This window comes from Antarctobacter albus (genome assembly GCF_900101505.1).
Classification (GTDB): domain Bacteria; phylum Pseudomonadota; class Alphaproteobacteria; order Rhodobacterales; family Rhodobacteraceae; genus Antarctobacter; species Antarctobacter albus.
This window is the reverse complement of record NZ_FMZI01000013.1, coordinates 1-19,844: the sequence shown is the minus strand read 5'-3', so window position 1 is coordinate 19,844 and position 19,844 is coordinate 1. Positions and strand designations below refer to the sequence as shown.

Genomic DNA, 19,844 nt, shown 5'->3' with positions numbered 1-19,844 from the left:
CCCCTGCCCCGGTTCCGCTCGTTCAGTCGAGAAACGCTTTCTCGACCACGAAATGACGAGGCGCGGAATTGGCGCCTTCCTCCAGCCCATGCATCTCGCACAGGCCGATGATGTCCTTGTTGAGGGCGAGGTTGCCGCAGATCATCACGCGATCCTCTTCTGGCGTCCAGGCCGGCAGATCCAGCGCCGCAAAGACGCGTCCGTCGCGGATGTGATCGCTGATCCGGCCCTCGATGTCGGACCGATCGCGGGTGGTCGTGGGATAATACCGCAACTTGTCGCCAACCAGTTCCCCGATCAGCGGATCGTCCGGCAGGGCGGAAACGATTTCTGCGCCATAGGCCAGCTCGGCCCTCGTGCGGCAAGTATGGGCAACAATCACCTGATCATAGCTTTCCCAGGTCTCCGGATCGCGCAAAAGCGAGGCAAAAGGGGCAATCCCCGTCCCGGTGCAGATCATCCAAAGCCGCTTGCCCGGCAAGAGCGCGTCCAGAACCAGCGTCCCCACGGGCTTCGGCCGCAGGATGATCTGGTCGCCGCTCTCGATCTTTTGCAGGCGCGAGGTCAGCGGACCGTCGGGCACCTTGATCGAATAGAACTCCAGCTCGTCATCCCAAGAGGGCGAGGCGATGGAATAGGCGCGCAAGAGCGGCTTTTCCCGACCGGTTTTCGCATCGGTCTGCATCAGGCCGATCATGACAAACTCACCCGAGCGAAAGCGCAGGCTGCGCGGGCGTGTGACGCGAAAGGAAAACAGCGTGTCACTCCAATGCGTGACCGTCGTCACCATCTGTGCATCGGGCAGGATCTTTGCGGGGGTTGCGATGTTCATGGCGCGTCTCCTCAGGCGTCTTCGGTGGCGGGGTTTTCGGAAAACTGGCTGGCCAGCTTGTCGGGCTTGCCGTCCATCTCATCCGCGCTCGGCAGCGGCTCCTTCGCCTCAAGGATCACGGGCCAGAGCGCCGCGTACTTGGCGTTGAAAGCCACCCATTTCTCCATGTCGCCTTCGGTATCGGCGCGAATCGCATCGGCGGGACACTCGGGTTCGCAGACACCGCAGTCGATGCATTCCTCGGGGTCGATCACCAGCATGTTCTCGCCTTCGTAAAAGCAGTCCACGGGGCAGACCTCGACGCAATCGGTGTATTTGCAGGCGATGCAATTGTCTGTGACGACATAGGTCATTGGGGGCGTTCCTCTCTGTTGCCCCTCTGGATTGCCGCAACGCAGCGCACCCGTCCGTCAACTAATTGCTATTTCCCGCCCCCCCCATTTCGGCAGCCTGTCCACAGCACGACAGGAGTGAAAAAATGATCGAACAGATGATGACGGATGCCGGCGGTACACGCCTGACGGTGACCTGGGAAGATGGCGGGCAAAGCCATCTCTCGGCCGAGACGCTGCGCGTAAACGCCCGGGATGCATGGACAAAACGGGAAATAATCGACACCGGCACCGTCACCTTGGCGCCCGGACTGACGATCACCGGCATTCACCCGGTAGGCGGCTATGGCGTGAACCTCTGGTTCTCTGACGGGCATGACAAGGCGATCTTCCCTTTCGTCTACCTTCGCGAACTTTCCGACACCCACGACAACTAATTGACATAACCCGCGCTGCACTGCGGCGCAGGCTGATCCCGACACAGAATTCAAGGAGCCCCTGGCATGGACGAGATTCTCGACGGTCTGACCCAGATCGACTGCGACATCCTGGTGATCGGCGGCGGCACCGCCGGACCGATGGCCGCGCTCAAGGCCAAGAAGAAGAACCCCAAGGCCAACGTAGTGCTGCTGGACAAGGCCAACGTGAAACGCTCGGGCGCGATCTCGATGGGCATGGACGGGCTGAACAACTCGGTCATCCCGGGCTATGCCACGCCAGAGCAGTACACCAAGGAAATCACCGTCGCCAATGACGGCATATGCGATCAGGCGGCGGTCTATCGCTACGCGCAGGAGTGTTACGGCATCATCCAGGAACTGGATGACTTCGGCATTCGGTTCCAAAAGGACCAGAACGGCGAATACGACGTCAAGAAGGTGCACCATATCGGCACCTACGTCTTGCCGATGCCGAACGGCGACACGGTCAAGAAGGCGCTCTATCGCCAGTTGCGCAAGGCGCGCATCAACATCGTCAACCGCTACATGGCCACCCGCCTGCTGACCGGCGAGGGCCGCATCGCGGGCGCGGTCTGCGTCAACACGCGCACGGCGGAATTCCTCGTGGTGCGGGCCAAGGCCGTCATCATGGGGCTGGGCGCCGCCGGGCGGCTGGGCCTGCCGACCTCGGGCTATCTCTATGGCACCTATGAGAACGCGTCGAACTCTGGCGAGGGCTATGCGATGGCCTACCACGCGGGCGCCGGCCTGGCGAACCTGGAGTGTTACCAGATCAACCCGCTGATCAAGGATTACAACGGTCCGGCATGCGCCTATGTCGCCGGTCCGATGGGCGGCTACACCGCCAACGCGCAGGGCGAACGCTTTATCGAGTGCGACTACTGGTCGGGCCAGATGATGCAGGAGTTCTACGACGAACTGCAGGGCGGCAAGGGGCCGGTCTATCTCAAGCTCAACCACCTGGCGGAGGAAACCATCAGCGAGATCGAGCGCGTGCTGCACATCGTCGAACGCCCGACCCGCGGGCATTTCCACAAGGGCCGTGGCACCGATTACCGCAAGCAGATGATCGAGATGCACATCTCGGAAATCGGCTTCTGCTCGGGGCATTCCGCCTCCGGCGTCTTTGTCGACGAACACGCACGGACGACGATCCCCGGCCTCTACGCGGCGGGTGACATGGCGAACGTGCCCCACAACTACATGCTGGGGGCCTTTACCAACGGGGCGTTCGCCGGTCTCGATGCCGCTGACTTCATCGCCGATGTGGATTTCGCCGCCTTCGACGAGGCCGAGGTGGAAGCAGAGCGCACCCGCGTCCTGGCGCCCACCAAGCGCGACGATGGCATCCCGCCCAACCAGATCGAATACAAGACCCGCCGCCTGGTGAACGACTACCTGCAACCACCCAAGGTGACGGCCAAGATGGAACTGGCCCAAGAGCGTTTCGAAGAGGTCCGCGAGGACATGGAACAGGGCATGTACGTCCGCGACTCTCACGAGCTGATGCGCGCGCTCGAGGCCTCCTCGATCCTGGATTGCGCCGACATGGCGGCCAGCGCCTCGCTCTACCGCACCGAAAGCCGCTGGGGTCTTTACCACAACCGCGTGGAATACGACCGCGATGACGAGAACTGGTTCTGCCACACGATCCTGACCAAGGGCGACGACGGCAAGCCGGCGCACCGCAAGCAGGAGGTGAAACCCTACATCGTCGAAATCGCCGAGGACGAGAAGGACGCCTACAACAACCAGCGCGTCGGTGCCTCGGTCGCGGCCGAATAACGAACAGAAGGAGACAGACAGATGCCTCTCGCCCAGACCGCGACCACCGTTCCCGTCACCGTGAATGCCGATCTCTGCATCGCCGACAAGGGCTGCACCGTCTGCGTGGATGTCTGCCCGCTCGACGTGCTGCGCATCGCCGAGACCGAGGACGGATCCAAGACGGCCTACATGAAATACGACGAATGCTGGTACTGCATGCCCTGCGAGGCCGACTGCCCAACCGGCGCCGTCACCGTGAACCTTCCCTACCTGCTGAAGTGAGGACAGAGATGAGCGGACTTTTCGAAGATTTCGACGACATCGCGGACCTCGCCGAGGGGCTGGACGACCCGGTGCCCGGCGCGCGGATCATGGCGGTGATCGACCTGACCGACAGCGCCGATCCGGCGGCCATTCCCCACCTTGCCCGCGCCATCGCCGACGAAGACGCCGGCGTCCGCAAGCAGGCCGCCCAGGGGTTGACCGATTTCGACGGGCCAGAGGTGGCCGCGGCCCTGGTTTCGGCCCTGACCGATCCTGACCCAGCAGTCGTGGCCGCGGCCTCTGTATCCCTGACCGAACTCAAGGATCCGACGTCCGGGGATGCGATCCTGCCGCACCTGGGGGACGCGAACGAGGTCAAGCTGACCGCCTGCCTCGCCGGGATCAAGGAGTTGCGTCGGCCAGAGGCCATGACGCCCGCCGTCGCCGCGCTGAAACACGCTGCCCCCGGTGTGCGGGCGCAGGCGGTTGGCGTGATCGGCTGGCTGCAGGACGAAACCTCCCTGCCCGCGCTGCAGGAGGCCGCGCATGATACGGATGTCAACGTGCGGCGCACGGCGCTGGCGGCAATGGGGTTCTCGCAGTCCGAGGCCGCGCAATCGGCCCTGATCGCGGCCCTGACAGACCCGGAATGGATCGTGCGCGAGGCAGCGGCGGAAACGCTGGCGAAGTCCGGCGGTCCGTCCTGCATCCCTGCCCTGCGCGGCGCCCTGGCCGACGACTACTGGCAGGTGCGGCTGAAGGCCGTGCGGTCGCTGGGCAAGCTGGGCGCGACCGAGGCGGCGATGGAAATCGCCCCGATGATGGACCTGCCCGTGCCCAACCTGCGCAAGGAATGCGCCGCAGTTCTGGGCGAACTCGCTGTGCCGGCGACGGCCTCGTACCTGAAGAAATATGCCGACGACAACGACCCGGATGTGCGCAAGAACGTGCGTTGGGCGCTGGAGCGCATGGCCGCCTGAACAGGCACGTTCCCACTGAAATCGCTGCATTTTTAATCCTCCCGGGCATCGCTCCCCGGGGGGTATTCGCGCATCCGAACTTCAAACCAAGTTACTGATATAAAACGATATTTTTATATGCGATTCGCAGATCGGCGGTCCGAATTGCGGCGCCTTAGCGGTCATCGGCCGCAAATCAAGCACAAAAAGAGGGCAATCCGGAAATCCGGTCAGAAAGCACCCCCTCGACCTTTTACAGGGCGCATCGAAGGGCCGGATACTGCTGGAGGAACGATCGACGACTTCTCGGAAACTCACAGGAGAGACGTGATGAAGACCTTCCTCAAGACCACCCTTACGAGTACAGCCTTGGTCCCCCTCGCATTCGCGGCATGGGCCGAAGAGATCACGATTGCGATCGGGCACCAGTCGATGTGCACAGACACCTATACGGCGGGCATCGTCGTCAAGGAACTCGGCCTGCTGGAAAAATACCTACCCACGGATGGCGAATATGCCGACGCGGAATGGAACATCACCTGGTCCGACTATAGCTCTGGCGGGCCGATCACCAACCAGATGCTGGCCAACAAGCTGAACATCGGCGTCATGGGCGACTATCCCCTGATCGTGAACGGCGCCAAGTTCCAGGAAACCGACAGCCTGCGGTCGATCTATGTCGCGGGCACCGGCTATAACCTCAAGGGGTCGGGCAATGCCATCGTCGTCCCGGTCGAGAGCGACATCTATTCCATCGACCAGCTGCGCGGCAAATCCGTCTCGACGCCGGTCGGCTCCGCCGCCTGGGGCATGTTGCTGAAGGCGATGCAGGACAACGACATGCCCGCGGGCGAATACGTCCTGAAGAACCAGAGCCCCGCCGTGGGCGCGGCCAATATCGCGGCTGGCAAGATCGACGCGCACAGCGATTTCTGCCCCTGGTCCGAGATCATGGAATTCCGGGGCACGGGCCGCAAGATCTATGACGGCTCCGAGGCTGGCGTGCCCTACCTGCACGGCGTCGTCGTCCGCGAGGATTTTGCCGAAGAGTATCCCGAGGTCGTCGAGGCCTTCCTGAAGGCCGTGATCGAGGCGGGCGAGTGGATCCGCGAGGATCCGATGCGCGCCGTGACCGAGATGGAAACCTGGACCGGGGTCGAGAAAGAGGTTCTGTACCTCTACTTCTCCAAGGGCGGGCACCTGACGCTGGATCCGACGATCAAGGCCGAATGGGTCGATGCGCTGAAATTCGACCACGGTGTCCTGGTGCGCGAAAAGGCGATCCCGCCGCTGGATTTCGACGCCTGGATCACCGAGGACTACATCAAGGCCGCCTACGCCGACATGGGGCTGGACTACGAGGCCGACAAGGCCGCGACGGTCGATCCGAAAGAGGCCAACGCCGGCCTGCCAGCCGAGATCTGGCATGCGCGTGACGGCGTCTCGACCTATGAGACCATGCCTGAGTTCCTTGCCGCCGTTGCCGCGATGCAGGGTACCGGGGCCAAGCTGAATGCCACCTATGTCTACGACAGCGAAACCGGGCTGAAGCTCTTTGGCAAGACCGCCTTCTGGGTCAAGGCCGGCGAGGATTACGCCACCTTCCTGCGCAAGGGCGAGGCCGAGACATATGCCGCAAGCCATTCGGGCGAGGTCATCACCTTCGACGCCGCCATCGCGGATTTCACCTCCGAGGGCTGACCCCTTCCCCTCCAGAAAAGGCCCGGGGCGGACGTTCCGCCCCGGGTACGCAGCAAGCTCCACCGGAGGCAAGCCATGTCCCAAGCGCTGAAGACGACCGAAACCCCGCCCGTAAACGCCACGCCGGAACCGGCAGTTGTGGCCAGCCCAGCGCCGCCACCGGCCGGGCCAACCCTTCGCCTGCCACGGATCAGCGCCGCGCAACTGGGCAATCTGGGGCTGGTCGCGCTTTCGCTGACGCTGGGCGTGCTGGCCTGGCACCTGCTGACCGCCAACAACGTGGATTTCTACATCAACTTCCAGAATGTCCCCTCGCCCTGGCGCGTCTTTGACGCCTTCGTGACGCATGTGCAGACCGGGATCTTCTGGACCCATATCGGCGTCTCGATGCGCCGTATCCTCATCAGCTATTCGCTGGCCTGCGCCCTTGGCATCGGGATCGGCCTGGTGATGGGACGATCGCGCCTCGCCCGGGCGCTGATCATGCCCTACATCGAAGTTGTACGCCCCATTCCCGCCGTGGCCTGGATACCGCTGGCGATCCTGATGTGGCCGACCGAGGAAAGCTCGATCATCTACATCACCTTCCTTGGCGCGCTCTTTCCCATCGTGCTGAACACCCTGCACGGGGTCGAACAGACGCCTGAGGTGCTGGTGCGGGCCACGCAGTCGCTGGGTGCCTCGCGCTGGGACGTTTTCCGGCATGTGGTCATCCCGGCCGCCCTGCCCTCGATCGCGGCGGGTCTGGCCATCGGCATGGGGGTCAGCTGGTTCTCGCTTTTGGCCGGAGAGATCATCTCGGGGCAATACGGCATCGGCTATTTCACCTGGAACGCCTACAGCCTGATCAACTACCAGGACATCGTCGTCGGCATGCTGGTGATCGGGTTCCTCGGCACCGGCTCGACCGCGGCGGTCAAGCTGCTGACCGCGCCGATGCTGGCCTGGCAGAAAAGGACGCGGTGATGGCCCCGCTCACCATCATCGCGGGCGAGATCCGCCAGCGCTGGCGACACCTGCTGCTCTGGGGCGTCCTCTTCGCCCTGCTGCACCAGGTCGCCATGTTCGCCGCGCTCCTGCTGCGGTTCCGCGCCTGGCCCAATTACGTCACCTTCTACGACTGGCCGGGCAACGTGCTGCACATCATCCGGTCCACGCCATCGGTGCGCGACATGGTCGGGATCATCCGCGAAGAGTGGCTGATCGAGATCGGGCGCATGAACTACGACTACGGCACCGGCATTTCCGAGTGGAGCCTGAACATCATGCCCTCGCGCCTGCTGGTGCTGTGCCTGCTGGGCGCGATGGTGGGGCTGGCCGTCTCGCTCTTGCACCGGACGGCCTGCGCCGCTCCGGCCCGCAATAGCCTCAGGGCGACTGCCGGGCTGGGCGCCTTTCTCGTGGCGCTGACCAACGTCACGATGAGCTGGGTTGTCTGCTGCGCCACGCCATCGTGGGTTGTCGGCCTGGCGATGCTCGGCCTCGGCACTTCGACCTCATTGGCGCTGGAACGTTCCGGCCCGCTGCTGTCGGTCCTGGGCTTCGGCCTGCTGACGGCGCTGATCCTCTACCTCGCGTGGCGCAAATCGCGCCCCGCTCAACAGTCAAAGGGAGTCCCGGCCCATGCTTGATATCCTCAAATTCAAGGCCCCTCAGCAACGCGATGACATCGGCAAGGGCCGCATCGAGGTCAAGGACGTCTCGATCACCTTCGGCAAGGGCAAATCGGCCTACCGCGCGACCGAGACCACCGACATCACCATCGAGGCGGGCGAATTCGTCTGCATCCTCGGCCCGTCCGGCTGCGGCAAGTCCACGCTCCTGAATGCCATCGCCGGCTATGTCGAGCCTTCGACAGGCGCGGTCCTGGTCGATGGCAAGGAGGTGCGCAAACCCGGGCCGGACCGGGGCATGGTGTTTCAGCAGTATTCGCTGCTGCCCTGGAAGACGGTCTATGAAAACGTGGCTTTCGGCCCCCGGATGGCCGGTCATTCCCGGACCGAGTCCGGATCGACCGCCAATACCTTCCTCGAACTCGTGGGGCTGAAGAAATTCGGTGACCGCTACCCGGCGGAACTGTCGGGCGGGATGCAGCAACGGGTCGGCATCGCGCGGGCGCTGGCGAATTACCCCTCGGTCCTGCTGATGGACGAACCTTTTGGCGCGCTCGACGCGCAAACACGCCTGATGATGCAGGAAAGCCTGCTGGATATCTGGCGCAAGTTCGGCACGACGGTTGTCTTTGTCACCCATGACGTCGACGAAGCGGTGTTCCTGGCCGACCGCGTCCTGATCATGAGCGCGGCCCCTGGGCGTATCATCGAGGACGTGCGCATCGACCTGCCCCGCCCGCGCTCGACCGACATGGCCACCGAACCGGCCTACATGCAGGCGCGCCAGCACTGCCTGGCCACGATCAAGGCCGAAAGCCGCAAATCCTTCGAAAGCCAGAACGCATGAGACGCCTTGCCATTCTACTGTCGCTGATCGCCGCGCCGCTGATGGCGCAGGTCCAGGGCGTCGAACTGGACGAGCCCGTGGCCCTGCCCGCCTTTCACCTGGAAAACGATCTGGGCGAGACCTTGGACAAGGACGCCCTAAACGGACACTGGACTCTGGTGATGTTCGGCTTTCTCTCCTGCCCCGATGTCTGCCCCTTCACCCTGGGCAACCTCGAGGCCGCGGTATCCGAGACCTCGATGCGGGTGCGGCCGGACAATGTCCCGCAGGTGGTCTTTGTCTCGGTCGATCCGGCGCGGGACGCCGGCACGGTCAGTGACTACGCGCGCTATTTTCACCCGGATTTTCGCGGCTTCACCGGCACGCGCGACCAGATCGACACCCTGATCGAGGCGACAGACAGTTTCTATCGCCTGATGAAACCGGATGCCTCGGGCTACTACGAGGTGCAGCACAGTTCCGCGGTCTCGGTGATCGCCCCGGACGGAACTCTGCGGGCCAAGCTGCAGCCCCCGTTCGATCCCGGCGCCACCGCCGAGTTCCTCGCCCGTCTGCAAATCGCCTACCGCAGGAGCCTGAACCAATGAAACGCCTTGCTGTCCTTGCCCTCTCACTGATGATGCCCCTCGCCGCCTCCGCCGGCGGCCTGACCGTTTCGGACGCTTTCGTGCCGATGGCCCCGCCGGGCGTCATGGCCCATGCCGCCTATTTCAAGCTGACCAACGACAGCCCGGAAACGCGCCGCCTGATCGGCGTCCGGGCCGAGGGATACGCGATGGCGCATCTGCACCGCTCCGTGGAGATGGGGGACGTGGCGACGATGTCGGCGGTGGATGCCATCGACATTGCCCCCGGCCAGCGCATCGTCTTCACCCCCGGCGGGCTGCACGTCATGCTGATGCATCCTGCCGCGAAGCAGGCAGAGGGCGACACGGTCTTGCTCACCCTGACGTTTGCGAACGGGGAAACCCTGCCGGTGCAGGTTCCGGTCACACGGGTGCGGCATGGGTCCTAAAGCCACGTTCATCGCCATTGCGCTGGCAATGGCTACACCAGCCAGCGCCGATTTCGACGCCGAGGCCTTTCCGCCCTACGAACGCTGCGCGCTCTGCCACGGACTGTTCGGGGTGTCAGCCAATGCCCGCTTTCCCAACCTCGCGGGACAAGAGCCGGTCTACATCGAAAACCAGGTCCGCGCCTTCCTGTCGGGTGATCGCCACAACGACGGGGGGCAGATGACCAGCATCGTGACCGAGCTGAAACCCGAGGAGATCGCGGTGGTGGTCGAGTGGTTCTCGACCCAGGATCCGCCCGCCCCGGCGCCTCAGGGGAATGCCGAGGGCCGCGCCCTCTACGAGGCGCGGAACTGCGGCACCTGCCATGACGCCGAGACCCCGTATCTGGGCGTGCCCCACCTTACCGCGCAGCACGCGGATTACCTGGTCAAACAGATGCGCGACTTCCGCGATGGCACGCGCGGCACGCACCTGGGGTGCCTTCCCCACGGGCCGATGATGCCAGCCGACGACAGCGAGATCGCGGCCATCGCCGCCTACCTTGCCTCGGTGCCGCGCCCATGAGCGAAGAGACCGACATCGACAATACCGGCCCCGGCGCGATCTACCTGTCGGAGTATTTCCTGGAACTCAACGAGGGCGCCGGTTTCCTGGCCAGCCTGTCCCCGGATCAGCGCAAGAAAGTCCGCAAGCTTGGCACACGCTGCAGCTTTTCCAAGGGAGAAGGCATCTTTCACCAGGGCGCGGCCCATACCGGCGTCTGGGTGATCGAGGAAGGCCGCGTGCGGACCTTCTACACCGGCCCTTCGGGGCGCGAGATCACGCTCGCCTACTGGAGCCCGGGCCATTTCGTCGGCGGGCCAGAGGTCTTTGGCCGCGGCCGCCACGTCTGGTCGGCGGATTCGCTTGAGGATTGCCAGCTGCTGTTCCTCTCCGGCACCAGCCTGCACCACCTGGTCCGGGAAGTACCCGAAGTGGCAATCGCCGTGATCGACGGGCTGGTGGCGAAGGGCAAGAGCTATTCCGCACTGATCCAGATGCTGGGCACGCGCACCGTGTCCGAGAGGCTGCGACAGCTGCTTGTCATCCTCGCCGATGCGCATGGGCGCGAGGAAGGCCAGACCATCGTCGTGGATCGCACCCTGACCTATGAACAGATCGCCGCCATCGTGGGCGCCACCCGACAGTGGGTCACGCAATCGCTGGACAAATTGAAATCCGCCGGCGTTCTCGAGATAACGCGCAGCGAGATCATCATCCACAACCTCGAAAGCCTGGAAGAATGAACCTAACGCGCGTCTCGCCGCCGCTGTCGATCCTCCGCGCCCGCGCCGAAGAGCACCTGCCCGGCGTCGCGGTGGCCGTGGTCATCAGCATCGCCGCCTTTGCCATCGCCGCACGCTATGACGCGCCGGTCATGCTGTTTGCGCTGTTGCTGGGCATGGCCATGTCCTTCCTGGCCGAAGATGAACGCACCGCAACCGGGATCCGGCTGGTGGCCTCGACCGGGCTGAAACTGGGGGTCGCCCTGATGGGGCTGCGTATCTCGTTCGAGCAGTTGTTTGACCTCGGCCCCGCGGTCTTCCTGCTCATCCTCCTGGGCAGCGCAAGCACGATCCTGCTGGGACTGGCCATCGGACGGGCGATGGGCTGGTCCGGGCCTGCCTCTCTGATCGCCTCCGGAGCCGTTGCGATCTGTGGCGCCTCGGCGGCTCTGGCGCTGGCCTCTGTCACCCGTGGGTTCCAGGGCAAGGATGATCACACCCTGCTGGTCATCATGACCGCGACGGCCATGTCGACGGTTGCGATGATCTTCTACCCGGTTCTCCTCGGGCTGGCCGGGTTCGACTTTTTGCAAGAGGGCATCATCCTGGGCGCCTCCATCCACGATGTCGCGCAAGTGATCGGGGCCGGGTTCTCCGTGTCGGAAACCACCGGAGAGACCGCCACGCTGGCCAAGATGACGCGGGTCGCGATGCTGCCGGTCCTGCTCTTGCTGGTGACGACCGGGACAGGACAGGCACGTGGCGGTTTCCGCCTGCCCTGGTTCGTTGTCGCCTTCGTCGTCCTGATGATGCTCAACCAGGTGGTCGCCCTGCCCGCCGCTGTCATGGACGGCAGCAGGACGTTGTCCGGCGCGCTGTTGGTCACCGCCGTCGCCGCCTTGGGCCTGGGCAGTGCGCCCCGCAAACTGCTGCGCGCCAGCGGCGGGGCCTTTGCCCTGATGGCCGGCCTGTCGATCTGGTTGCTGGCGGTTGCCGCGCTGGGTGTCTGGCTCTGGGCCTGATTTCCCGCTCAACGCAGGACGGTGAGCAGCCCGGCCAGCAAGAGCACCATAGACAACAGAGGCTGCAACCGCCCCGGCGCCAGGGCCTGCGCCCAACGGGCCCCGGCAATGACGCCGACCACAACCGGCAAGACAAGCAGTGCCACAAGCTGCACGTCAATCACGTTCAGGACCGCAAAACCGATACAGGCACAGCCAGTCACCGGCAGCTGGATCACCTGCGCCATACCGGTCACTTCGCGCGGGTCCTTCCCCAGCCAGAGCAGCGGTGGAACCAACAGCAGCGGGCCGCTTGTTCCCGACAGGGAAGAGCCCAACCCCACCATGCCGAACAGCGCGCCAAACACCGAGCCGGACATGCCTTCGGACTTGGTTGGTCCGGCATCCCGGTTCCGGAGACTGCCGACGAAACCCAGCGCACAGATCGTCACTACGCCACATGTGATGACCCCGGGCGGCACGACGGGCAGCAGGACCGCCCCGATCATGGCCCCCAGCCCCGCTGGCACGAAAGACGCCAGCGCCGCCCGCCTGTCGACCCGGCCATGTCGGGCAAAGACACAGGACCCCGCAAGGCCCGAGCAGAGAGCGACCGTCATGCCCACAGGGATCGCCTGCGCAATCGGAACCTCGCAGATCAGGGCAATCATCGGAACAAGCAGCACACCCCCGACCGAGGTCGCCCCCATGAGCCCCCCTATCACAAGCGCCGAGGCCGCCAGCGCGGCAAACTGAAGAACAGAAAAATCCATACCCGTTTCAAGCAGATTCCGCAGGTTGCCGCAGGCAAGTTATTGTCACCAAGCCTTTGAAATCGGGGAAACTCCCATGTTTTTTGGTGCCTGACCACAGCCGCCGCAGGCTCTGTCACGCGATCGCCAGCCCCACCCATCCGCACTTCGCTGCGGGACATGCGGTCCCTCTTGCGAAAGACCGCTTCGGAGAGGCCAGATCGGCTCATACACTCCGCCGGAGTGACAGTGTCCTGTATCGACCACTGGCCAGGCTCCACAGGGCCAGGGCCAATGTGACCAAGGCCAGCACCGCGGTGCCCGCGAAGGTCATCGAAAAGGCCCTTCCGACCTCCTCGGCCGTCGCTTGCGTGGCATCCCCGGTGCCCAGGAAGATGACAAAGACGGTCGACATCGCGGATGCGCCGGTCATCAGCCCAAGGTTTCGGGAAAGCCCCAGAAGCCCGGACAGCCGACCGCGTTGCGCCTGCGCGGCACCAGACATGACCGCAGTATTGTTTGCCGCAAGGAACATCTGGAATGCCGGGGTCAAGGCCATCAGCGCGGCGACATATCCCCCGACCCCGAAGAGACGCGGCAGGTAGGCCAGGCAAAGCAGTCCAATGATGATCTGACCCAGCCCCAGGACCATCACCCGGCCTGCGCCCAGTCGGTCGGTCAACCAGCCCGACGGGATCCCGGACACCGCGGCAACCGCAGGCCCCACGGCGAGAACAAGACCGACTTGCGCTTCGCTCAACCCCAATGAAAAGGCCAGGAAGAATGGGCCGACCACCAGGGTGGACATCATGACCGTGCCTATGGCGAGGTTCATGGCAAAACCGATGCCCACGGCCCGGTCCCGCAACAGGCCCATCGGCACAAGCGGCGCCGCCACGCGGCATTCCAAGAAAACAAACAGAAGAATCGCGATCAGTGCACCGGACATCAGCACAGGTGGCGACACCGGTACGCCAGAAACGCCCCCGCTCGTCGCGAGGGCATATGCCGCGAGGGCCACTACCAGCACAAGCGTTCCCGGCAGATCCAGTTCGCGGACGGAAACCGCATTTCGCCGGTGGTCTGACCTGATCGACCAGGCAACCAGGACCAGCGCCGCACAGGCAAACCCGGCGAGCAGCCAGAAGGCCAGGCGCCAGTCGCTCCAGGCCAGGAGCAAACCACCCAGCGACGGCCCGAGCGCCGTTCCAAAGGCAGATGTGGTCCCCAAAAGGCCCATCGCCATGCCAAGCCGCCCTTCCGGAACCAGGTCACGGGCTAGGGACATCGGCAGCGCGATCAGGATCGCCCCACCCAGTCCCTGCGCGGCGCGCCCCGCAACCAGAACACCAAGACCCGGTGCGGTTGCGCAAATGACCGAAGCGACAGCGAAAAGAATGAGCCCGCCGATCAGCACGCGGCGATGACCGAAGAGGTCGCCAATGCGGCCGGCCGAGACGATGGCGATGGTCACCGAGACGAGATAGGCCAAAACGACCCACTGTACCTCGGTCACCGACACGGCAAAGCTGCGGGTCAACGTGGGCAACAGGACCGAGGCAACGCTGATCCCAAGCGATGCGGATAAGGTCGCCCCTGCCAAAGCGATCAAGACAGGTATGGCGGTGCGGTTCTGCGATGCGGTGTTCATGGCGGGGGTCCTCTTGCCTTGAGTGCCAGTGGACAGCTACCCTGCCACTTCAAGTCAACTTGAGGTCAACCATGAATCTTCTCGACATCGGCGCGGTGTCCAGACACAGCGGCATCCCGCCCTCGACGCTTCGGTACTACGAGGAAATCGGCCTGATCCAATCGGTCGGCCGGCACGGGCTGCGTCGGCAGTTCGATACCCCGGTGCTGACGCAACTCGCTTTGATCTCGTTGGGGAAACTGGCCGGGTTCTCGCTTGACGACATCAAGGGGATGTTCGCCGGGGATGGGTCTCCGCAATTGCCGCGCCCCGAGCTGCACCAGCGCGCAGACATGCTCGATCAGCAGATCAAGGGGCTGACACGGCTGAGGGATGCCTTGCGCCATGTCGCCGATTGCCCGGCCGAGACCCACATGGACTGTCCGAAGTTCAAACGCCTGATGGAGTTTGCCAGCCGCACCGCAAACAGGCGCTAATGGAATGAGAGCAGACGGTGCGAGACGATATCCCAAGGCAGGACCAAGGACTGCGTGTCAATCGGCACAGACTATGGTCCCCTTATCGGCGTCCAAAGATGCCCCCTTCCGGCGCCACGGAAACTGGCCCTATGCGGTGTGACCTCCACACAGCGCAGCCGCATCGGGCCAGCGGCGGTCTCGATACAAGCGGGCCTTGGAGCGGCTGCTCTTGTTGCCGATTTCCACGATGTCGCAATGATGGTTCAGGCGATCGGGTAAGCGCGGTAGAAGACCGCGCGCTTCCCGATGCCCCTGCTGTCAAAGTTAAAGACGCGCAAGGGGCTTGAAGTTTGCTGGCGCAATCAACCTGTCAGGCCAATGCCCGTCAGCCGTGAAAACCATCGCCCCGATGGACCAACGACCTACCATGCACTAACACTCGACGCGGACCAATCAGGCGGGGCCGATCATCGTCCCTGCCCAACGCGAGGCAAAGGAGGAAGGTGCGTGACAACAGAACTGCCAGCCGATTTCGCCGGCAAACCGCTCATCGCCTGTCCGACTTGCGACACCTTGCATGTCGAGCCGAGTGTTCCGACAAATCATGCCGCATGCTGCCGGCGTTGCGGTCGGGTTCTGGCCGCTCCCCGAGAGAACGCAGTGCGCAATGTTCTTGCCTTGGCAGTGACGTCGACCATCCTGATGACCGGCGCAGTCTTCTTTCCGTTCATCGAATTGCAGGCGGCGGGCCTGCACAACCGCGCTTCCGTGCTGGACGCCGCAATGGCTTTTTCGCAGGGGATCATGGCGCCGCTCGCCATTGCCGTGGCCTTTCTCATCATCCTGATTCCAACCGCCCGCCTGGTCGCGATCATCTACACCCTCCTCCCCCTGGTCCAGAAGCGGCAGCCCTACCGGTTCGCAGCACATGCCTTCAGGCTGGCCGAACGCTTGCGCCCCTGGTCGATGGCAGAGATATTTGTTCTTGGTGTCGCCGTGGCGCTGGTCAAGGTCGCCGGGCTGGCCACGGTCAGCCTTGGTCCCGCGTTCTGGGCTTTTGCAGTTCTCGTTGTCGTCAACGTCCTTCAGGACAACACGATGTGCCGGTATACAATATGGAAATCCCTGGAAACGACGCGGCGCTGATCTCGGCGCAACGCGCGGGCCTGGTCGCCTGCAGCCATTGTGGCCGGGTCTATCCCCCGGGAACGGAGAGCTGTGGCCGCTGCGGCTCGGGACTGGACCCGGACGGGCGCAAGTCCCTGCAGGGCGTCTGGGCCTGGCTTGCAGCGGGGATCCTTGTCTACCTCCCCGCCAACATCTACCCTATGCTGAGGACAAACACGCTGCTCGATAGCTCGGAAAGCACGATTGTCGGCGGCGCGATCGAGCTTTTCCACCACGGCGCCTATGCGGTGGCCGCCATCGTCTTCGTCGCCAGCATCCTGATCCCGATCGGAAAATTCCTTGCCATCGGCTACCTGGCCATGAGCCTGGGACGCCGCTCGCGGATGTCGGTCCATCATCGGCACATGCTTTTCGAAGTGGTCGAATTCATCGGCCGCTGGTCCATGATCGATGTTTTCGTGGTTGCGATCCTCTCTGCCCTTGTCCATCTGGGTTCGGTCGCTAACGTTAACCCTGGGATTGCGGCAGTCAGTTTCGCGCTTTCGGTAGCCTTTACGATGTTGTCTGCGCAAAGCCTCGACCCGAGGCTGATCTGGGACGCAGACGAGGAGGACCGATGACCGAACCTTCCCCGGCAGACCCTATCGTGCGCCCGGCTCGGCGCGGGCCGATGTCGCGGCTGTCGCCTGTCTGGCTGGTGCCGATCCTTGCACTTGCGGTGTCTCTGGGCATCGCCTGGCAAAGCTACGCTGAAAGAGGCGTGCTGATCGAGATCGCCTTTCCAAGCGCCTCTGGCGTGGCCGCAGAGAAGACCGAGCTGAAATACCGCGAGGTTTCTGTAGGGCTCGTCGAAACAGTCAGCTTTTCCGACGACCTGTCCGAGGTCATCGTCGCGGTGCGGGTGGATCGCAAGCTTGCGCCTTACATGGACGAGGATGCGCGTTTCTGGGTCGTCCGGCCCGAAGTGTCCGCGCAGGGCATCAGCGGCCTGAACACCGTGCTGTCGGGCGTCTACATCGAGGGCAGCTGGGATTCCGAGGCCGGAACCGCGCAGACTGCCTTTGCGGGGCTGGCACGCGCGCCATTGGCCGATCCGACGCGCAAGGGCACGGCGATACAGCTGTCCGCGCGCGATGGAAATTCGATCGTGGCGGGCGCGCCGATCCTCTATCGCGGCATCCCCGTGGGGGCGGTGGAGGCACCTGAACTGACCGATACCGGCGACGGCGTCATCATACGCGGTTTCGTCGAGGCCCCACATGACCGCAACCTCTCGACCAACACGCGCTTCTGGGACATCTCGGGCGTTTCGGTCTCTCTGGGGCCGGGCGGCGTGTCGCTGGATTTCTCGTCCGTGGCCTCGCTGGTGCAGGGTGGGATCAGCTTTGACACGATGGTCGCCGGCGGCGAGGCAGTGGAACAGGGGCAGGTCTTTCCGCTCTACGCCAATCAGGCCGCGGCGCGGGCCAGCCTGCTGGACGACCCGAGCCTCGACAGCCTCAAGGTGCTGGCCGTGTTCGACGGATCCATTGGCGGCCTGTCGGAAGGGGCGATCGTCCGGTTTCGCGGCGTGCAGGTGGGCGCGGTCGAAAACGTCGCCATGATCGCCTCGGACCAAAGCGGCCGCAAGGTCGTGCAACTGCATGCGACCCTGGCCATCAACCCGGCGCGGCTGGGCCTTGGCGAAGGGGCCGGACCGGAGGACGGGCTGAATTTCCTGCGCGACTACGTCGCCCAGGGTCTGCGCGTCCGGCTGGCGACGGCAAGCCTGCTGTCGGGCCAGTTGGTCGTCGACCTCGTGGAATTGCCGGAGGCAGAGGCCGCGGAAGTCACGATGACAGAGGACAAGCTGCCGCAACTGCCCACGGTCGAGGCCGACGTCGCCGATCTGAACGCAACGGCCGAAGGCGTGTTCCAGCGGATCAACAACCTGCCCGTCGAGGAGCTTCTTGCGTCCCTGCAATCGTTGATCGACTCGGCGAATACCATCGTGGCGGCCGATGAAACGCGCGCGCTTGTGCCCGGCATCAATGCCACGATGGCGGAATTGCAGACCCTGGTCCCGGATCTGAAGGCAACGCTTGCCAAGACCGAGGCGACACTGGAAGAGGCCCGCAAGATCACGGCTGGCCTGCGCGAAAGCGGGGCGACCGAGAACGTGAACAAGGTGTTTTCCTCGGCCGCCGCCGCGGCTGACGCGGTGGAAATTGCGGTGGCGGAACTGCCCAAGCTCACGGCACGGCTCAATACGCTTGCCGCCCGGACCGAAAACGTGCTCAGTGCCTATGACGACAGCTCGCGCCTGATCACCAATGCCCTGTCGACGTTGCGCGATATCAGCGAGGCCGCAGACGCCTTGCGCACCTTGGCGCGGACGCTCCAAAGAAACCCGAACTCGCTGCTGATGGGACGGTGACATGACCTTCAAGACACTGGCTGCGGCCCTTGCCATATTTAGCCTGACCGCTTGCGGCACTGGTGGCCCACAGTACCTCGTGGAAAGCAAACCTTCCGACCTGCATGTGCGGGCCAGCGTCTCGACGCTGCTGGTCCGGACGGTCAGCCTGCCGACCTATGCGGCGGACGAAAAGATCGCGATCCAGGACGAGAAAGGCGTCGTGCGGGAGGCCGAGTTCGGCCTTTGGGCGGATGAGCCGGAACGCGCGACGACGCTTCAGGTGAGCCGGCAGTTGAACCAGATGACCTCTGCCAAGGTGGCACCCGAGCCCTGGCCGCTCCCTGAGCCGCCGCAGGGGGTGCTGGACATCAGGTTCGAGACCTTCATTGCCACAAATGAGAACGTGTTCCGCATGTCGGGGCAGTACTTCATGGGGTCCGAAACGCCAGACCCCATCGACGACCCGGATTTCGACAAGCCGCCGCGCCAAGTGCCTCCGCCGCTCCCATCCAAGGCGCGGCTTTTCGACATTGCCATCCCGCTTGCGAACAAGGGACCGGCCGCCATCGCCGCGGCACAAGCAGCGGCTCTAACATCCCTCACAGAAAGTATTGCCCGGGATCTGTCTCGCTGAAATGGAACGGCCAAACTGGGCTGGCCACTGCCCGCAGACCAGGTCTGACGTCCCGCTGGCTGGTGTTTCAGTTCAAGATGGCGCCGATCCATCAGCGGCAGCGGGCTCAATGTTTGAATTGCTTCTCGGACCAAGAGCCGGTCGTGTAAGTGACGATGGCAGCGCACGCGCTGTCTGACGTCAGCGCCATTGGGACAGTTTTGGGTGATTTGGATTCCTGGCACATCGTAGCCACCAAGGCGTAAACGCAAGACAGAAACCCGGGGCCGTCCGGGGCCTTCCAATCCAGCGCTTCGGAAACCCTGCCTCCAGACGCTGTGCCGCGACACCAAGCATATCCCGCTTTTTTTAGCGGCCTATCCGCCTCCGGTGCGATGAGCCAATCCAGATCTTCACGTGCCAAGGCAATTGTCTGGCGCATCGTGCCCTAGGGTCAGGACCCATTGATTTGGTCTGACTGGCATGTTTCACGGTTCGAAAACGAGCGGTGATCATGTCTGATCTTTTCTGGTTGAGCGACGCACAGATGGCGCGTCTGGAGCCTTACTTTCCGAAGTCGCACGGCAAGCCCCGCGTCGACGACCGGCGTGTCTTGAGCGGGATTATCTTCATCAATCGCAACGGTTTGCGGTGGCGCGACGCCCCAAGGGAGTACGGCCCCCACAAGACACTCTACAACCGGTGGAAGCGGTGGAGCGATCGGGGCGTCTTCGCCCGGATCATGGCGGGTCTGGCGGCCGAGCACGGTGAGGAAACGACCGTTAT

The 19,844-nt window shown here is 63.8% G+C and carries 23 protein-coding genes; 19 read left to right on the top strand and 4 right to left on the bottom strand.

Translation table 11 applies throughout. The features are described from left to right. Positions 1 to 22: 22 nt before the first annotated feature. Together BLQ71_RS19930 and fdxA are read right to left on the bottom strand one after the other, a co-directional pair. Positions 23 to 832 carry a ferredoxin--NADP reductase gene (locus BLQ71_RS19930; protein WP_074622985.1) on the bottom strand — a complete coding sequence of 270 codons (810 nt, stop codon included), beginning with the start codon at positions 830 to 832 and terminating at the stop codon, positions 23 to 25. A gap of 11 nt (positions 833 to 843) precedes the next feature. After that, a complete protein-coding gene (gene fdxA, locus BLQ71_RS19925; RefSeq protein WP_043144809.1) occupies positions 844 to 1,185 on the bottom strand; it encodes a ferredoxin FdxA in 342 nt (113 codons plus the stop codon). A 125-nt stretch (positions 1,186 to 1,310) separates the two neighbouring features. On the opposite strand from fdxA, the gene BLQ71_RS19920 reads away from it, so the two are divergent. The 13 genes from BLQ71_RS19920 (at position 1,311) to BLQ71_RS19860 (ending at position 12,079) form a co-directional block, all read left to right on the top strand. Further along, on the top strand, positions 1,311 to 1,601 hold the full coding sequence (locus BLQ71_RS19920) for a DUF971 domain-containing protein (RefSeq protein ID WP_074622984.1): 291 nt from the start codon (positions 1,311 to 1,313) through the stop codon (positions 1,599 to 1,601). A 66-nt stretch (positions 1,602 to 1,667) separates the two neighbouring features. Continuing rightward, entirely contained in the window at positions 1,668 to 3,410 is a 1,743-nt protein-coding gene (locus BLQ71_RS19915) for a fumarate reductase/succinate dehydrogenase flavoprotein subunit (RefSeq protein WP_074622983.1), read from the top strand. A 21-nt stretch (positions 3,411 to 3,431) separates the two neighbouring features. Next, positions 3,432 to 3,674, top strand: coding sequence for a 4Fe-4S dicluster domain-containing protein (locus BLQ71_RS19910; RefSeq protein WP_043144807.1), 243 nt, complete (start codon positions 3,432 to 3,434; stop codon positions 3,672 to 3,674). An 8-nt stretch (positions 3,675 to 3,682) separates the two neighbouring features. Continuing rightward, positions 3,683 to 4,636 (top strand): HEAT repeat domain-containing protein, encoded by a 954-nt coding sequence (locus tag BLQ71_RS19905; protein ID WP_074622982.1) that lies wholly within the window; start codon positions 3,683 to 3,685, stop codon positions 4,634 to 4,636. A gap of 309 nt (positions 4,637 to 4,945) precedes the next feature. Continuing rightward, entirely contained in the window at positions 4,946 to 6,316 is a 1,371-nt protein-coding gene (locus BLQ71_RS19900; RefSeq protein WP_074622981.1) for an ABC transporter substrate-binding protein, read from the top strand. Positions 6,317 to 6,391: 75 nt separating this feature from the next. Further along, positions 6,392 to 7,282 carry an ABC transporter permease gene (locus BLQ71_RS19895; protein ID WP_074622980.1) on the top strand — a complete coding sequence of 297 codons (891 nt, stop codon included), beginning with the start codon at positions 6,392 to 6,394 and terminating at the stop codon, positions 7,280 to 7,282. Continuing rightward, positions 7,282 to 7,947 (top strand): hypothetical protein, encoded by a 666-nt coding sequence (locus BLQ71_RS19890; protein ID WP_074622979.1) that lies wholly within the window; start codon positions 7,282 to 7,284, stop codon positions 7,945 to 7,947. Before BLQ71_RS19895 ends, BLQ71_RS19890 begins: the two co-directional genes overlap by 1 nt. Then, positions 7,940 to 8,776: an ABC transporter ATP-binding protein gene (locus BLQ71_RS19885; RefSeq protein WP_083242211.1), complete on the top strand. Its 837-nt coding sequence runs from the start codon at positions 7,940 to 7,942 to the stop codon at positions 8,774 to 8,776. The genes BLQ71_RS19890 and BLQ71_RS19885 overlap by 8 nt, the downstream gene beginning before the upstream one ends. Beyond that, complete coding sequence (locus BLQ71_RS19880; RefSeq protein WP_074622978.1) at positions 8,773 to 9,363, top strand: SCO family protein; 591 nt, start codon at positions 8,773 to 8,775, stop codon at positions 9,361 to 9,363. The genes BLQ71_RS19885 and BLQ71_RS19880 overlap by 4 nt, the downstream gene beginning before the upstream one ends. Beyond that, entirely contained in the window at positions 9,360 to 9,791 is a 432-nt protein-coding gene (locus tag BLQ71_RS19875) for a copper chaperone PCu(A)C (RefSeq protein WP_074622977.1), read from the top strand. The genes BLQ71_RS19880 and BLQ71_RS19875 overlap by 4 nt, the downstream gene beginning before the upstream one ends. After that, positions 9,781 to 10,356, top strand: coding sequence for a c-type cytochrome (locus BLQ71_RS19870; protein WP_074622976.1), 576 nt, complete (start codon positions 9,781 to 9,783; stop codon positions 10,354 to 10,356). The genes BLQ71_RS19875 and BLQ71_RS19870 overlap by 11 nt, the downstream gene beginning before the upstream one ends. Continuing rightward, positions 10,353 to 11,078 carry a Crp/Fnr family transcriptional regulator gene (locus BLQ71_RS19865; protein ID WP_074622975.1) on the top strand — a complete coding sequence of 242 codons (726 nt, stop codon included), beginning with the start codon at positions 10,353 to 10,355 and terminating at the stop codon, positions 11,076 to 11,078. The genes BLQ71_RS19870 and BLQ71_RS19865 overlap by 4 nt, the downstream gene beginning before the upstream one ends. Next, positions 11,075 to 12,079: a YeiH family protein gene (locus tag BLQ71_RS19860; RefSeq protein ID WP_074622974.1), complete on the top strand. Its 1,005-nt coding sequence runs from the start codon at positions 11,075 to 11,077 to the stop codon at positions 12,077 to 12,079. Before BLQ71_RS19865 ends, BLQ71_RS19860 begins: the two co-directional genes overlap by 4 nt. A gap of 8 nt (positions 12,080 to 12,087) precedes the next feature. Here BLQ71_RS19860 and BLQ71_RS19855 read toward each other — a convergent pair whose 3' ends face one another. Further along, positions 12,088 to 12,831 carry a sulfite exporter TauE/SafE family protein gene (locus tag BLQ71_RS19855; RefSeq protein WP_074622973.1) on the bottom strand — a complete coding sequence of 248 codons (744 nt, stop codon included), beginning with the start codon at positions 12,829 to 12,831 and terminating at the stop codon, positions 12,088 to 12,090. Between the two features lie 205 nt (positions 12,832 to 13,036). Beyond that, on the bottom strand, positions 13,037 to 14,461 hold the full coding sequence (locus BLQ71_RS19850) for an MFS transporter (RefSeq protein ID WP_083342313.1): 1,425 nt from the start codon (positions 14,459 to 14,461) through the stop codon (positions 13,037 to 13,039). A 71-nt stretch (positions 14,462 to 14,532) separates the two neighbouring features. Here BLQ71_RS19850 and BLQ71_RS19845 point away from each other — a divergent pair, with 71 nt between their 5' ends. From BLQ71_RS19845 to BLQ71_RS19820, 6 genes are all read left to right on the top strand, one after another. After that, entirely contained in the window at positions 14,533 to 14,937 is a 405-nt protein-coding gene (locus tag BLQ71_RS19845; RefSeq protein ID WP_069208600.1) for a helix-turn-helix domain-containing protein, read from the top strand. A gap of 489 nt (positions 14,938 to 15,426) precedes the next feature. Continuing rightward, a complete protein-coding gene (locus BLQ71_RS19840; protein ID WP_052244696.1) occupies positions 15,427 to 16,065 on the top strand; it encodes a paraquat-inducible protein A in 639 nt (212 codons plus the stop codon). Continuing rightward, a complete protein-coding gene (locus BLQ71_RS19835; protein ID WP_074622972.1) occupies positions 16,035 to 16,667 on the top strand; it encodes a paraquat-inducible protein A in 633 nt (210 codons plus the stop codon). The genes BLQ71_RS19840 and BLQ71_RS19835 overlap by 31 nt, the downstream gene beginning before the upstream one ends. Beyond that, positions 16,664 to 18,463 (top strand): PqiB family protein, encoded by a 1,800-nt coding sequence (locus BLQ71_RS19830; RefSeq protein WP_083342312.1) that lies wholly within the window; start codon positions 16,664 to 16,666, stop codon positions 18,461 to 18,463. Before BLQ71_RS19835 ends, BLQ71_RS19830 begins: the two co-directional genes overlap by 4 nt. 1 nt (position 18,464) lies before the next feature. Beyond that, positions 18,465 to 19,079 (top strand): PqiC family protein, encoded by a 615-nt coding sequence (locus BLQ71_RS19825; protein WP_052244694.1) that lies wholly within the window; start codon positions 18,465 to 18,467, stop codon positions 19,077 to 19,079. Between the two features lie 493 nt (positions 19,080 to 19,572). Continuing rightward, positions 19,573 to 19,844, top strand: a 272-nt coding sequence (locus BLQ71_RS19820; RefSeq protein WP_074622971.1) for an IS5/IS1182 family transposase, incomplete at its 3' end; no start/stop codon positions are given.

Bases quoted from the DNA above. Each gene is read 5' to 3' on its own strand.
- BLQ71_RS19930 (WP_074622985.1), bottom strand. From the start codon at position 832: ATGAACATCGCAACCCCCGCAAAGATCCTGCCCGATGCACAGATGGTG.
- fdxA (WP_043144809.1), bottom strand. From the start codon at position 1,185: ATGACCTATGTCGTCACAGACAATTGCATCGCCTGCAAATACACCGAT.
- BLQ71_RS19920 (WP_074622984.1), top strand. From the start codon at position 1,311: ATGATCGAACAGATGATGACGGATGCCGGCGGTACACGCCTGACGGTG.
- BLQ71_RS19915 (WP_074622983.1), top strand. From the start codon at position 1,668: ATGGACGAGATTCTCGACGGTCTGACCCAGATCGACTGCGACATCCTG.
- BLQ71_RS19910 (WP_043144807.1), top strand. From the start codon at position 3,432: ATGCCTCTCGCCCAGACCGCGACCACCGTTCCCGTCACCGTGAATGCC.
- BLQ71_RS19905 (WP_074622982.1), top strand. From the start codon at position 3,683: ATGAGCGGACTTTTCGAAGATTTCGACGACATCGCGGACCTCGCCGAG.
- BLQ71_RS19900 (WP_074622981.1), top strand. From the start codon at position 4,946: ATGAAGACCTTCCTCAAGACCACCCTTACGAGTACAGCCTTGGTCCCC.
- BLQ71_RS19895 (WP_074622980.1), top strand. From the start codon at position 6,392: ATGTCCCAAGCGCTGAAGACGACCGAAACCCCGCCCGTAAACGCCACG.
- BLQ71_RS19890 (WP_074622979.1), top strand. From the start codon at position 7,282: ATGGCCCCGCTCACCATCATCGCGGGCGAGATCCGCCAGCGCTGGCGA.
- BLQ71_RS19885 (WP_083242211.1), top strand. From the start codon at position 7,940: ATGCTTGATATCCTCAAATTCAAGGCCCCTCAGCAACGCGATGACATC.
- BLQ71_RS19880 (WP_074622978.1), top strand. From the start codon at position 8,773: ATGAGACGCCTTGCCATTCTACTGTCGCTGATCGCCGCGCCGCTGATG.
- BLQ71_RS19875 (WP_074622977.1), top strand. From the start codon at position 9,360: ATGAAACGCCTTGCTGTCCTTGCCCTCTCACTGATGATGCCCCTCGCC.
- BLQ71_RS19870 (WP_074622976.1), top strand. From the start codon at position 9,781: ATGGGTCCTAAAGCCACGTTCATCGCCATTGCGCTGGCAATGGCTACA.
- BLQ71_RS19865 (WP_074622975.1), top strand. From the start codon at position 10,353: ATGAGCGAAGAGACCGACATCGACAATACCGGCCCCGGCGCGATCTAC.
- BLQ71_RS19860 (WP_074622974.1), top strand. From the start codon at position 11,075: ATGAACCTAACGCGCGTCTCGCCGCCGCTGTCGATCCTCCGCGCCCGC.
- BLQ71_RS19855 (WP_074622973.1), bottom strand. From the start codon at position 12,831: ATGGATTTTTCTGTTCTTCAGTTTGCCGCGCTGGCGGCCTCGGCGCTT.
- BLQ71_RS19850 (WP_083342313.1), bottom strand. From the start codon at position 14,461: ATGAACACCGCATCGCAGAACCGCACCGCCATACCTGTCTTGATCGCT.
- BLQ71_RS19845 (WP_069208600.1), top strand. From the start codon at position 14,533: ATGAATCTTCTCGACATCGGCGCGGTGTCCAGACACAGCGGCATCCCG.
- BLQ71_RS19835 (WP_074622972.1), top strand. From the start codon at position 16,035: ATGGAAATCCCTGGAAACGACGCGGCGCTGATCTCGGCGCAACGCGCG.
- BLQ71_RS19830 (WP_083342312.1), top strand. From the start codon at position 16,664: ATGACCGAACCTTCCCCGGCAGACCCTATCGTGCGCCCGGCTCGGCGC.
- BLQ71_RS19825 (WP_052244694.1), top strand. From the start codon at position 18,465: ATGACCTTCAAGACACTGGCTGCGGCCCTTGCCATATTTAGCCTGACC.